Below are 13578 nucleotides of genomic sequence, written 5' to 3'. Positions count from 1 at the left end.
CATGCACCAACACATAAGACAGAGGGCGAATGATGTCACAGTACAACGCTGGACAGATTGAAAAGAAATGGCAACAGGCTTGGGAACAGGCTGATACGTTCAAGGCTGTGCGCAGTGACGATAAGCCGAAGTATTATGTGCTTGAGATGTTCCCATACCCGTCGGGCCGCATCCATATGGGCCACGTACGTAACTATACCATGGGCGATGTAATCGCACGCTATAAGATCAGCACTGGCCATAATGTGCTGCATCCGATGGGCTGGGATGCTTTTGGGATGCCCGCTGAAAATGCTGCGATGGAAATTGGCGGCCACCCGAAAACCTGGACCTATGACAATATCGCGGTGATGCGCGATCAGATGAAGCCTTTGGGGCTGTCCATCGATTGGTCCCGCGAATTTGCGACCTGCGATCCTGAATATTACGGTCAGCAACAAGCATTGTTCATTGATATGCTGGATGCAGGTCTGATCTATCGAAAAAACGCTGTGGTAAACTGGGATCCGGTCGATATGACCGTTTTGGCCAATGAACAGGTGATCGACGGCAAGGGCTGGCGGTCCGGGGCTGAGGTGGAACGGCGCGAGCTGACGCAGTGGTTCTTCAAGATCAGCGATTATTCCGAAGAATTGCTGGACGCGATTGATACGCTGGATAACTGGCCATCCAAGGTCAAACTGATGCAGGCCAACTGGATCGGTAAATCCCGCGGTCTGCAATTTGCATTTTCAGTCATTGACGGGCCCGATGGTCACGACCGGGTCGAGGTTTATACAACACGCCCAGATACACTGATGGGCGCGTCTTTTGTGGGCATTTCGCCAGATCATCCGATGGCGAAACACTTGGAAAAAGACAATGCTGATATCGCGGCATTTTGCGCTGAATGTCGCAAAATCGGCACCTCAGAAGAGGCATTGGAAAAAGCTGAAAAGCTGGGCTTTGACACAGGTCTGCGCGTGCGGCATCCGTTCGATACAGCGTGGGAGTTGCCCATATATATCGCCAACTTTATTCTGATGGACTATGGCACTGGCGCGATTTTCGGCTGTCCTGCCCACGATCAGCGCGATCTGGACTTTGCACGAAAGTATGATCTGCCTGTCGTTAGCACTTATGCCCCGGCTGTGGCTGATAATCATGTTATGCCAGAAGACGGCGGCGCGGCTTATGTTCCACCAAAGTTGGAAAAGGTACACTATGTCAAAGGGTTCGCGGGGGATGAAATGCAGACCGGCGATCAGGGTATTGATACGGCCATCGCCTTTTGCGAAGCCAACGGTGTGGGCCAAGGCGTCACCAAATTTCGTCTGCGCGATTGGGGTCTAAGCCGCCAACGCTATTGGGGTTGCCCGATTCCTGTTATTCATTGCAACAATTGCGGTGTGGTAGCCGAGAAAAAGGAAAACCTGCCCGTTCAACTGCCTGATGATGTCAGCTTTGATATTCCCGGCAACCCGCTGGATCGGCACGCAACATGGCGCGATACAGATTGCCCGTCTTGCGGCAAACCGGCCAAGCGCGAAACAGATACGATGGATACATTCGTCGACAGTTCATGGTATTTCGCACGGTTCACAGCACCCGATGCCGCAACGCCCACCAATATGGCAGATGCTGACTATTGGATGAACGTCGATCAATATATCGGTGGCGTTGAACATGCGATCCTGCACCTGCTTTATTCCCGCTTTTTCGCGCGTGCGATGCACATCACCGAACATTTGCCCAAAAAAGCGATTGAGCCATTCAACGCGCTGTTCACCCAGGGCATGGTCACGCATGAAACCTATTCAACCGCACACCCTGACAGCAATGACCGCCGTGTCTGGCATCTGCCCGAAGACGTGATCCGCAGCGATGATGGCCCCAAACTGGCTAATGGCACGCCTGTTGAAATCGGCCCTGTGATCAAGATGTCGAAGTCGAAAAAGAATGTTGTTGATCCGGTGAATATCATTTCGACCTATGGTGCTGATACAGCGCGGTGGTTCGTTTTGTCCGACAGCCCGCCCGAACGCGATGTGGAATGGACCGCATCAGGCGCGGAAGCCGCGGCCAAGCATCTGTCCCGCGTCTGGCGCATTGCCAGTGATATCGCGCAAAACGATGCCGCAGGTTCGGGTGATGATGATCTGCGGCGCGCGATGCACAAGGCGATCTTTGATGTGACCCAAGGCATCGAATCCTTTGGCTTTAACGCATCCATCGCAAAGCTTTATGCATTCACCAACACCTTGCAAAAATCCAAAGCTGGTAGTGCGGCAAAACGCGAAGCGGCCAAAACATTGGCGCAATTGATGTCACCCATGACGCCCCATCTGTCCGAAGAGATCTGGACCATGCTGGGTGGTGAAGGATTAATTGCAAACACCCCTTGGCCTGTCGCAGATGAAGCAATGCTGGTAGATGACAAGATTACGTTGCCCATTCAGATCAATGGCAAACGCAAGTCTGAAATCACCGTGACGAAAGACTTGTCCAAGGACGAGGTCGAAAAGCTGGCATTGCAAGACAAAGCAGTGGTTCGCGCTTTGGATGGCGGGCAGCCAAAGAAAATGATCGTGGTACCGGGGCGGATCATCAATGTTGTCGTCTAGGCGGGCTTTCATAACGGGCGCTTTTGCGATCCTGGCGGGATGCGGCTTTGCACCGGTATATGGCCCGGATGGGCGCGGGGCGAAACTGCGTGGCCAGATCGAATTTTTCGAACCGGGCGATCGCAATGCATTTGCACTTGTCAGTCAGCTTGAAAATCGTTTGGGCCGTACAGAGTCCCCAGTTTATCAGTTATCAGTTTCCATTGCGCTTAGTACAGACGGGCTGGCCGTAACATCCGATCAGGCCACGACACGTTTTAACGTCATTGGCACCGCCCGTTATGCATTGCGTGACTTGGATGACAAATTGCTGACCGACGGAACTGTGAAAAGTTTTACAGGCTATTCAACTACAGGTACGACGGTCGCCACCCAGGCCGCTGAACGTGATGCCTATGACCGCCTGATGACGGCCCTGGCAGATCAGATTGTTACACGTTTGATTGCGGCCTCGGACGGGTTCTGATGAAATTATCGGCACGCGATGCATCGGGATACTTTGCGAAGCCTGATCCAAACCGCACCGGATTGCTGATCTATGGTGCTGATGCGATGCGCGTGGCGTTAAAACGACAAGAAGTCATTGCAGCCCTGATCGGCCCACAGGGCGAAGAAGAAATGCGCCTGACCCGCATCCCGGCATCAGACTTGCGCAAGGATCCGGCGATGCTGGGCGATGCGATCAAAGCCCAGGGGTTTTTCCCAGGCCCGCGTGTTGCCTTTGTAGAAGATGCGGGTGACGGACTGGCAAAGATCATCACGGTCGCTTTAGAAGATTGGCAACAAGGCGACGCACAAGTAATCGTGACCGCAGGCCAACTGGCTGCCAGATCAACCCTGCGTAAACTGTTTGAAGGGCATCCCAATGCCTATGCCGCTGGAATTTACGATGACCCCCCGACACGGGACGAGATTGAAAAAACGCTAACAAAGGCTGGATTGAAAAATATCGACTCACAGGCGATGGGTGATCTGACCACATTGGCACGTGTTCTAGATCCGGGTGATTTTCGCCAGACTGTTGAAAAGCTGGCACTTTATAAACTGAGCGATGATACCCCAGTGTCACCGGATGACATCACACTTTGCGCCCCCGCTTCGACCGAAGCGGACATGGATGACATCCTTCATATCGTCGCCGAAGCGCGCACAACTGAAATTGGCGCCGTGTTGCGCAAGTTGGAAGCGCAAGGCGTGCAACCTGTCGGTCTTTGCATTAACGCCACGCGCCATTTTCGCACACTGCACGCCGCCGCATCGGACCCCGGCGGCGCAAGTGCCGGGATTGCCCGTGCGCGCCCCCCTGTTTTCGGGCCACGGCGTGATCGGATGCAACGTCAGGCACAATCTTGGGGCATGCACAGGCTGGAACAGGCGCTTGATGTATTGACCCAGACCGATCTGCAGCTTCGATCAACAGCACGCGCCCCGCAAATGCCATTGGTCGAGCGCGCTTTGATCCGCTTATCCATGCTGGCGCGGCGATAAAGACTCACCCTTTATCGAAAATGCCATGCCCTCTTGCTTTTTGATATCAGCCTGTCACTTTCCCAAAACCAAGCGGAGGATGACAGTGCAAAAATTGCTTCTGTCTTGTATATTGATTGTGCTTTTGGCAGCCTGTGAAACAGAGACATCTGTGACAGACGCCTTTCCTGATCGTGATCCGTTTGAATTTCAGTCTGCCGACAGTACAACTTTGATGCGCTATATCTGTACGCGTGGTGATGATGCCGCAGAGCGCGCGCAATCAGCGCATGAATTCGTCGACAGCAGCTTTACACAATTCGCGGATGATTATGCCAAACGCGTCATTGAAAGCGATGACATCAATATGGACAATATTGATCTGGAAACAGCGGCCTTTGCTGAAACCGTTATTCAAGAGGCTGAGGCACAGTTTCAATGTCTGTTTTATGATCAGGAACAGATTGCAGCCACTTTACCGCCGACCGACCCGCCCAGCGACCCGTCGCAAGACACGCCGTGATCAGATAGCCACCTGTCGGCGCATCCCAGTCAATCATTTCGCCTGCACAAAAAACGCCCGGCAGATGTGTCAGCATCAGGTTTTTGTCCAGCGCATTCCACGCCACACCGCCCGAGGTCGAGATCGCTTCGTCCATAGGACGAGGGCCGGAATGCCGGACCGGCAAGCGTTTGATCACTGGTGCAAGATCATCTGGCAAAGGCTGCGCAAATTCCATCAAAAGCGCCTGTTTGATGGGCGGCATTTTCAACGCTTTGCGCAGATGGTTTGTCAGACTGGCTTTGCCACGATGCGTTAGCCGTGCACGGATACGATCAAGGGGCATGTCGGGCATCAGATCAATAAACAGATCCGCGCCATCCCGCACAGGTTTTGACACCGCATAGATGCCTCCACCTTCGATTCCCTTGGTCGAGATCACAAATTCCCCCGACACCTGCAACGTACCCGCTTTCAGGACGACCGATTTAACAGGCTGGCCAAAATGGCGTGTCATATGACTGGACCAGTCCACGCGAAACCCCATGTTAACGGGCTTGAAATCTTTGATTGGCACATCGCGATCTGCCAGAATATCCGCCCATTTTCCGTCTGACCCCAACCGCCCCCAGCTGGCACCACCCATTGCAAGAACAGTCACTTTTGGTGTCACAACCACACGCCCATCAGGTGTATCAAAAACCACATCTGCACCATCAAACCCGACCCATCGCCACCCCGCACGGATATCCACGCGATCCTGGCGCAGTTGTTCCAGCCAGGCCCGCAGCAACGGCGATGCTTTCATCGCTTTGGGAAAAACGCGACCGGACGAGCCTGTAAATACAGGCTGCCCCAAATCCACCGCCCATGTCTGTACGGCTTGCGCATCAAACTCTCGAATAATATCCAATAACGGCCCGGCTGCAGTATCATAGGCTTTGATCAACCCATCAAACGGCTGGTCCTTGGTCAAGTTAAGTCCCGATTTTCCGGCCATCAGAAACTTGCGTCCAACAGATGGTTTGGCATCGGCCACGACAACCGAATATCCCGCCCTGGACAGTTCGCTGGCCGCCATTAATCCCGCAGGACCACCGCCAATGATCAATGCATCCGTCATGTGGACCGCCCGCAACTGGACACGCGATGATCTGCATTAAATAAAGCCATATGGCACCTGATCCGATCTGTCTGCTGTGTGGTCGCCCGATACCCGGGACTGCAAAGCAAAGTCTGCATCATTTGATCCCAAAACTAAAAGGCGGCAAGGGCGGGCCGACGGTTTTGTTGCATCAAATCTGTCACAATGAAATTCACGCGACCTTGACCGAAGCTGAACTGGCCCGCACTTATAATACGGTTGAGGCCCTGAAAACCCATCCGCGTCTGGCCAAATTCATCAATTGGGTACGCAAGCGACCAGCGGATTTTCATTCAAAGACACCGGGCCAAAGGCGCAAACGTTAGCTGCACAATGATTTTATCTTGTGATGTATATTACTATCTGCGGCGATGGCATCGGCACACAGTTCATTTGCGTGTGCAATCAAGGCGTCTCCTGTTATGATCTGATCAATCAGACCGAACTGATAGGCCTGATCGGATGTGATCTTTTGCCCACCCATCAAAATAAACTTGGTACGGGCAGGACCAATCAGGGCAGACATACGTTTGGGGTCGGATGGCTGCGGCAGAAACCCCAACTTCATCACCGGATAAAAGAATTTAGCCTCTGGCACGGACAGTCGAATATCACACGCCAGCGCCATCCCGAACGCACCACCCGCAAGGGTTCCGTTCAGGGCGGCGATAGTCAAACATGGCAATGCTGCGATATTGCCGGACAGGCGTTCCCACACATCATCCGTGGCAAGGCCGGCGCGTGCTTCCTCTAGATCGGCACCTGCGCTGAATACGCGGCCTTTTCCTGTTATGATCACGGCCTGCGCATCACCGGGGTCGCGGGTCACGTCGCACAACTGTTCCAACATCGCCTTGGTCAGTGAATTGGCTTTGTCAGGGCGGTTGATGGTGATGACGCGCAGCCCATCTTGGTCTTGGTATGTGATCATATCAGACCGGCCCGTTTGCGAATGGCGTCATCCCGAAGCGAAATTTCCTGACCGATAAATTCATCCGCATCCGCGCTGCACATCCACAGCAGTGCTTTGGCAGGCCAGTCGGGTGGAATATGATCATCCCAATCCAGCTGGCTGACCGGGTTTATGCCGCTGGCCTTGATCTCGCGCTGCATCTGCGTGGCGACCGTACCGGGCGACAGACCCATTGCACGGATGCCATCTTGGGCGTTTTCTTTATCCAGACATCGGGTCAACATCGCGGCGGCGGCTTTTGATGCGCAATAATGGCTCCATGCCTCGACCGGGCCGTGGGCTGCACCGGAAGATATTGTCAGAATGGTCCCATGGCCTGCGGCCAGCATCACAGGCAGGGCGGCACGCATTCCATAAAACACACCCTTTAGATTTACATCAATCACCTAACCCCATTCATCAGGGTTCGCCGTTGCCATATGCGATATCGGTTCAATGACGCCAGCATTCCCGATCAGGATATCCAGCCCGCCAAAAGCTTTGACCGTGGCGCTGACAGCTGTATCGACCTGCCAGTATCGGCCGACGTCGCAGGGGATAGCTAGCGCACGCTCCCCGATTTCACCAGCAAGTGCGCCGATCTGATCACTGCTGCGTGCCAAAAGCGCGACATTTGCGCCCGCAGCGGCGAAAACACGCGCAGTTTCAGCTCCGATGCCTTTGCTGGCACCTGTGATCAGAACAGTTTTTCCCGTTAAATCCGTCATTTACAAACCCCCATCGTTTCAACCAGTGATATGAACTTCAATTTCCCGCGTCCAGTCGCTTGACCCCCTTGCACTTCCGTGCATGTAAGCAGAAACTAACTGGGCTTATTTATAGATACCATGAGGATTAATATGACACTCGTAACAAAAACCAGCTGCAGCCTTGCGGCATTTTTCATGACGACCACGGCTGTATTTGCCGATGTGACACCAGAACAGGTCTGGGACGATTGGCAGAAATCGCTGGCAATGTATGGCGAAGAACTGGACATGGGCACGACTGTTCGCGCCGGCGCCAGCCTGAAAGTCAGTGGCGTTGGGTTCACAACTGTTGATGGTACAAACGAAGTGATCGCCAGCTTTCCCGACATGACGCTGACAGACCAGGGCGATGGCACGGTCGCGGTCACGCTGGATACTGACTATCTATTTACATTTAAAGACACATCACCCTTTGCGGGCTTTGCTGAAGCAATCTTCAGAGTAACTGACCAAAACTTTGCAATGGTCGTCAGCGGATCGCCAGAAGAAATGGTTTATGACGTTACCGCTGATGCAATGATCATGGCACTGGACGAAATCAAGCCCGCCCCTGGGGACGAACCACTGGATGTGACATTCAGCATTGCGGCCAACGGGATTGAGGGCAAATATCTTGTCACACCTGGCGATGTTCGTAAAATGACACAAGATATCACGGTCGAAAACAGTATCATCAAATTCAATGTCGAAGAACCGTCTGACGCAGTATCAATCAATCTGGACGGCGTAATCAACACGATCACACTAACCGGCGAAACCGCGACGCCCACGGATATCGACATGTCTAATCCAGCTGCCATGTTTGGACCAGACTCCAATATCGCAGGCGGATACACATTCGGTGATGCGGCCTATACGTTTTTGTTTTCTGAAAACGGGTCTGTTTCATCGGGTGGTTTAACATCGCGTGGCACCAAACTTGATGTGGCCATGGGCGACAGTATCGTCAGCTATACCGGTGAATCGCAGGATGTTGCTTTCAATATGCAATCAAACGCACTTCCGTTTCCGGTTAACCTGAACATGGAAAGCTATGGCTTTGCATTTGGCGTGCCTGTCGCAAAGTCGGATGATCTGAAAGATGTTCAAGTTGGGCTTTCGTTGCGTGAATTTGTGATGGATGATCAGCTTTGGAATATCTTCGATCCAACACAGGTTTTGCCACGTGATCCGGCAACAATTGCCATCGATATCTCGGGCAAGGCAAAAATGCTGGTGGATATCCTTGATCCGGAACAAGCCGATCAGATGATGATGGTCGAAACACCGATTGAGGTGGATCAGATGAACCTGAATAGTCTGACAATCGAAGCTGCTGGTGCGACAGTAACCGGCGATGGTGGCTTTACCTTTGACAACACCGATCTGGATACATTCGATGGCGTGCCGCGTCCACAAGGTGAAGTGAACCTGATGGTCGTCGGTGCAAACGGTTTGATCGACAATCTGATCGCCATGGGCCTTTTGCCGGAAGATCAGGCCATGGGTGCGCGGATGATGATGGGCATGTTTGCCGTACCTGGTGAAGGCGACGACACTTTGACATCCAAAATCGAAGTCAATGATCAAGGCCACGTTCTGGCCAACGGTCAGCGCCTGCGCTGAATATTATGGCGGGGCAGAATACTTGCCCCGCCCCTTGACTTGCATGACTGTTGGCGGGACCTAGGTCACAACAGACCTGTGCAGGAGTTTTCAATGTCCGATCTTTCAGCGCTGACACAAGCGCTTATTACAGCTGCGCAAAAAGCGGGTGCTGACACCGCTGATGCGATAGCCATTGATGGAACATCCATTTCCATCGACGTGCGCGCGGGCAAAATCGAACAAGCGGAACGATCCGAAGGCACAGATATCGGGTTGCGTGTGTTGGTTGGCCAGCGTCAGGCTTGTGTCTCGGCTTCAGATACGCGTCAGGAAACGCTGGATAAAATGGCCGAACGCGCTGTTGCCATGGCGAAAGAAGCTCCCGAAGATCCGCATATCGGTTTGGCCAGCGTTGATCAGTTGGCAACCGCGTGGGACATTGACACGCTGGAATTATCGGACAGCACCGCCGAACCAAGCCCAGCTGATCTGGAGCGAGATGCCCATGAAGCCGAAGCCGCTGCATTGGCTGTGAAAGGTGTCAGTCAAGTTCAAGTCGCATCAGCCGGATATGGACAACGTCGTATTCATCTGGCGGCAAGTAACGGGTTTTCGGGCGGATACAGCCGAACGGACCGTGGATTATCCTGCGTGGCCATTGCGGGCGAAAGCACCGGAATGGAACGTGATTATGACGGTGATAGTCGGATTTTTCAGGCCGATTTGCGACGTGCCGCTGACATTGGAACTTTGGCTGGCGAACGCACTGTTGCGCGGCTTGGGGCGCGAAAACCGAAAACCGGGACCTTTCCGGTATTGTTCGATGAACGAATTTCATCATCCCTGATTGGGCATTTATTAACAGCGGTCAACGGTTCTATGATCACGCGCGGATCGTCATGGTTAAGCGATGCGCTTGGAACGCAGGTGTTACCCGCGCATTTATCTGTAACGGAAAACCCCCATCGCCCCCGCGTGTCTGGATCACGGCCTTTTGATGCAGAAGGTCTGCCGACGGCACAACGCGCAATCGTCCAGGACGGTATTTTACAGGGTTGGACGCTTGATCTGGCCACATCACGGAAGCTGGGCATGGATAGCACCGCAAATGCGGCACGCGGAACATCCGCCCCCCCGTCGCCAAGCCTGTCGAATGTATCTTTGACCCAAGGCGATAAAACGCGGGCCGACCTTTTGGCCGATATGGGAACGGGCCTATTGGTCAAATCAATGATCGGCAATTCGATCAATCCGACAACGGGCGATTATTCACGCGGCGCATCCGGGTTTTGGGTGGAACAAGGCGAAATTCAGTATCCGGTGAACGAATGTACAATTGCAGGTAATCTGTGCGATATGCTGATGACACTTACGCCCGCCAACGATGCCCGCACACATTTGTCGCGCGTTGTGCCATCGTTGCTAGTCCAAGGAATGACCCTTGCCGGAGAATGATCTTGACCTTCTGATCAAAGCAGCCAAAGACGCCGGTAAAATTGCCAGTCGGTTTTTCAACGCATCAGCGCAAGTGTGGGATAAGCCCGATGGCGCAGGTCCAGTGACCGAAGCCGATCTGGCCGTTGATGGAATGCTGCGTGAAACACTGATGGCCGCGCGTCCTGATTATGGCTGGCTTAGCGAAGAAACCGAAGATGATCTGGCGCGTATCGAAACACAGCGCACATTCATCATCGACCCGATCGACGGCACTCGCGCCTTTATCGAAGGCAGCAAAAGCTGGTCGCATTCCCTTGCGATCGTTGAAAATGGTATATCCGTTGCTGCGGTCGTTTACCTGCCAATGATGGAAAAAATTTACAGTGCCTCAGTCGGTAATGGCGCTTATTTAAATGATATGCGCCTGACGGTCTCTGATACTGACGATATGGCAAATGCAACGGCCCTGACCGCAAAACCAAACCTGTTCGCCGAACACTGGAAAGACGGCGAACCACCGTTAAAGCGCAGTTTTCGGTCTTCGCTGGCCTATCGTCTTAGCCTTGTTGCCGAAGGGCGCTTTGATGCGATGCTGACCTTTCGGCCGACATGGGAATGGGACATCGCTGCAGGTGTCTTGATCGTACAAGAGGCAACGGGTCGTGCTAGCACGCAAAATGGCGCGGATTTGCGTTTCAACAACCATAAACCGCAGGTCAATGGCGTTGTTGCAGCTGGCGCAAAGCTGCATGATACGATCACATCGGCGCTGATCTATTGATCTGTTGCATTTGCAAATCAGACAGAATTCCATAGTTTAGATGTATTCGCTGTGCCGAGACACATCATGACTTTATGTTCGAAAATTATTCCCAAAGAGTCCTTTACCGATCAGTTGATCTGCGGACTGTTCGACATCTATCGTAAATATTACAACCCTGCTGATCTTGATGTATTTCATCGCGATTTCAACGAAAAAGCTTGGGTTATCATACTGTCGGACCCTTTGGGAAAACTGTGTGGATTTTCGACGATTGACACATGGCTGCAACCTTCGAAATTTGGGCCAATTCGCATTCTTTATTCTGGTGATACAGTGATCGAACGTGATCATTGGGGCCAACAAATCTTGCCATTTTCATGGATCGAACACGCCGGTTCGGTAAAACGGGCCGCACCCGACATCCCGCTTTATTGGCTACTTATTTCAAAGGGTCACCGCACGTTTCGGTATCTGCCCGCTTTTACGTATTCCTATTATCCGACGCCAGACTGCGCAACGCCGCCTGATATTGTCGATCTGATCACAGCCGTGGGGCACACCAAGTTTTCAAACACTTATGACCCGAATACTGGCCTTGTGCGCCCAAAGGACTGCGCCAGCGGTTTGCTGGAAAGCTTTGATGGTCTGGACCCCGGTGCACACAATAACAAATACGTCCGGTTTTTTCTGGAAAAGAACCCGGATTTTGCCAAGGGCGATGAATTGCTGTGTCTGTGCGAATTATCGCATGACAATCTGAAACCGATGGCACGAAAGCAGTTTGAAAAGGGGTATTCCTGCAATGGGATGGTCATCACTGCTTGAATTGGGCAGGCCCATGTTGGCCAGCTATCACAAGTCTGCCTTGCAGCCGAAAAAACAACAAATCTGCTATCTAACAAACCTGCTGCGTGAAAATGCGCGCAGTCAGTTTGGCCGCGATCATAGCTTTAGCGATATCATGACGCTGGATGCCTTTCAGGCAAATGTCCCGATCAGCGCATACCAGGATCTGAAACCCTATATCGATCAGATCATCGCAGGGGATCACACGGCCCTGACATCAGACCCGACGATAATGTTCGAACTGACAGGGGGCAGTTCGGGTGGGCAGAAGCATATCCCCTTTAACACCAGGCTCTTGTCAGATTTTCAGCGCAGTATCCTGCCGTGGTTTTCTGATTTTCTAACGCATTATCCGAAAATCATGTCAGGCAGGGCGTATTTTGCGATCAGTCCCGTGATGCAAACGCAAAGCGATGTGGGTGGTTTGCCGGTCGGGCTGCCTTCGGATGCGGCTTATTTTGGTGCCGAAGCGGCAAGCCATATTGCAGATGTTTCGGTTTATAGTCCGTCTTTGTCCGACCCTGAACGCTGGTCCATTGCCACTGCCGCATGGTTGGCAGCCACCCACGATTTGACCTTGATATCCGTTTGGAGCCCGACTTTCCTGACCGGTATTCTGGATACGATCACCCAAAACCCAGATCAGGTCGCCAAGGCGATCCATGATGGAGATTTCGGTATCCCAGTGAACCCGGAACAGGCCAAGCTGGTTGAACACGGACCATCGCATCTTTGGCCAGACTTGACTATCGTCAGTACCTGGGCCGACGCCAGTTCAGCCCCGTTTTTTAGCGATCTGCAAAGCCGTCTGCCCGATATATATCTGCAGCCCAAGGGACTGTTGGCGACCGAAGGTGTCTTTACCTTTCCCTTATGTGATGCTGCCAATCCTGTTCCGGCCTTACACAGTGCGTTTCTGGAATTCGAAGATGAACACCGCAAAATCTTCACGGTCGATGCATTGTCCAAAGGGGAAACATATGACCTGATCGTCACCAATACTGGTGGCTTTTACCGCTACCGCATCGGCGATCGGGTTCAGTGCACTGGCTATTATAACGGCAGCGATCTGCCGATGCTGAAATTCATGGGGCGATCTGGGCAAACTGTTGATTTGGTCGGGGAAAAACTGACCGAAGACTTTGTCTTATCCTGCATGCATGATCTGGGATTTCCTTGCATTCTGATCCCCAGATACGACCACCCCTGTCGATATGATATCGGAATTGATGCAAACGTCACGCCAAGACCAGATATCGCCGAGCAAATTGATGAATGTCTGAAAACAAACCCGCAATACGCCTATGCCCGCGCCATTGGGCAGTTGGCACGGCCGCAGGTGATACAATACACCGACTTGCTGGATCGCTATATCGCCTTTAGGCTGACCCAAGGGCACAGGCTTTCAGATATTAAAGTGCCCGTGTTGTTGAAACCGGGTGTCGATAGCTATGATATCTGGGGAAAAGGTAAGGAATTGCAGACTTGTTGAAATCCCGCACGCTGA

12 protein-coding genes and 1 pseudogene are annotated in these 13578 nt (G+C 52.7%); 10 read left to right on the top strand and 3 right to left on the bottom strand.

Annotated elements, in window-relative coordinates:
- The first annotated feature begins 32 nt into the window (after nt 1-32).
- The 4 genes from leuS to HRQ87_RS03175 all read left to right on the top strand — a co-directional run bounded on the left by leuS (nt 33) and on the right by HRQ87_RS03175 (nt 4593).
- Entirely contained in the window at nt 33-2603 is a 2571-nt protein-coding gene (gene leuS, locus HRQ87_RS03190; protein WP_174135121.1) for a leucine--tRNA ligase, read from the top strand.
- On the top strand, nt 2590-3069 hold the full coding sequence (gene lptE, locus HRQ87_RS03185) for an LPS assembly lipoprotein LptE (RefSeq protein ID WP_174135119.1): 480 nt from the start codon (nt 2590-2592) through the stop codon (nt 3067-3069). Before leuS ends, lptE begins: the two co-directional genes overlap by 14 nt.
- The gene (gene holA / locus HRQ87_RS03180) at nt 3069-4091 is read left to right on the top strand and encodes a DNA polymerase III subunit delta (protein ID WP_174135117.1); all 1023 of its coding nucleotides are present in this window, start codon (nt 3069-3071) and stop codon (nt 4089-4091) included. The genes lptE and holA overlap by 1 nt, the downstream gene beginning before the upstream one ends.
- A gap of 85 nt (nt 4092-4176) precedes the next feature.
- A complete protein-coding gene (locus HRQ87_RS03175; protein WP_174135115.1) occupies nt 4177-4593 on the top strand; it encodes a hypothetical protein in 417 nt (138 codons plus the stop codon).
- Here HRQ87_RS03175 and HRQ87_RS03170 read toward each other — a convergent pair.
- Nucleotides 4481-5695, bottom strand: coding sequence for a TIGR03862 family flavoprotein (locus tag HRQ87_RS03170; RefSeq protein WP_174135113.1), 1215 nt, complete (start codon nt 5693-5695; stop codon nt 4481-4483). The two genes, HRQ87_RS03175 and HRQ87_RS03170, sit on opposite strands and share 113 nt — an antisense overlap.
- A gap of 50 nt (nt 5696-5745) precedes the next feature.
- Here HRQ87_RS03170 and HRQ87_RS03165 point away from each other — a divergent pair, with 50 nt between their 5' ends.
- On the top strand, nt 5746-6042 hold the full coding sequence (locus HRQ87_RS03165) for an HNH endonuclease (RefSeq protein ID WP_174135111.1): 297 nt from the start codon (nt 5746-5748) through the stop codon (nt 6040-6042).
- Here HRQ87_RS03165 and HRQ87_RS03160 read toward each other — a convergent pair.
- Both HRQ87_RS03160 and HRQ87_RS03155 read right to left on the bottom strand, forming a co-directional pair.
- Nucleotides 6039-6647 (bottom strand): enoyl-CoA hydratase/isomerase family protein, encoded by a 609-nt coding sequence (locus tag HRQ87_RS03160; protein ID WP_174135109.1) that lies wholly within the window; start codon nt 6645-6647, stop codon nt 6039-6041. The genes HRQ87_RS03165 and HRQ87_RS03160 overlap by 4 nt on opposite strands.
- Nucleotides 6644-7396, bottom strand: a pseudogene (locus tag HRQ87_RS03155) (SDR family oxidoreductase). The gene HRQ87_RS03160 and the pseudogene HRQ87_RS03155 overlap by 4 nt, the downstream one beginning before the upstream one ends.
- Nucleotides 7397-7528: 132 nt before the next feature.
- Between HRQ87_RS03155 and HRQ87_RS03150 the strand changes: the two are divergent.
- From HRQ87_RS03150 to HRQ87_RS03130, 5 genes are all read left to right on the top strand, one after another.
- Nucleotides 7529-9043, top strand: coding sequence for a DUF2125 domain-containing protein (locus tag HRQ87_RS03150; protein WP_174135102.1), 1515 nt, complete (start codon nt 7529-7531; stop codon nt 9041-9043).
- A gap of 93 nt (nt 9044-9136) precedes the next feature.
- Entirely contained in the window at nt 9137-10480 is a 1344-nt protein-coding gene (locus HRQ87_RS03145) for a TldD/PmbA family protein (RefSeq protein ID WP_174135100.1), read from the top strand.
- Nucleotides 10467-11243 (top strand): inositol monophosphatase family protein, encoded by a 777-nt coding sequence (locus HRQ87_RS03140; RefSeq protein WP_174135098.1) that lies wholly within the window; start codon nt 10467-10469, stop codon nt 11241-11243. Before HRQ87_RS03145 ends, HRQ87_RS03140 begins: the two co-directional genes overlap by 14 nt.
- Before the next feature lie 66 nt (nt 11244-11309).
- Entirely contained in the window at nt 11310-12050 is a 741-nt protein-coding gene (locus tag HRQ87_RS03135) for a hypothetical protein (RefSeq protein ID WP_174135096.1), read from the top strand.
- Nucleotides 12028-13563, top strand: a complete 1536-nt coding sequence (locus HRQ87_RS03130; protein WP_174135093.1) for a GH3 family acyl-acid amido synthetase — start codon at nt 12028-12030, stop codon at nt 13561-13563. The genes HRQ87_RS03135 and HRQ87_RS03130 overlap by 23 nt, the downstream gene beginning before the upstream one ends.
- The last annotated feature ends 15 nt before the right edge of the window (nt 13564-13578 follow it).

Origin of the sequence: Parasulfitobacter algicola, assembly GCF_013315265.1 — a bacterium.
In the GTDB taxonomy this organism is placed as follows: Bacteria; Pseudomonadota; Alphaproteobacteria; order Rhodobacterales; family Rhodobacteraceae; genus Parasulfitobacter; species Parasulfitobacter algicola.
The sequence above is the reverse complement of the archived record's forward strand: the minus strand, read 5'-3'. Positions and strand labels throughout refer to the sequence as shown.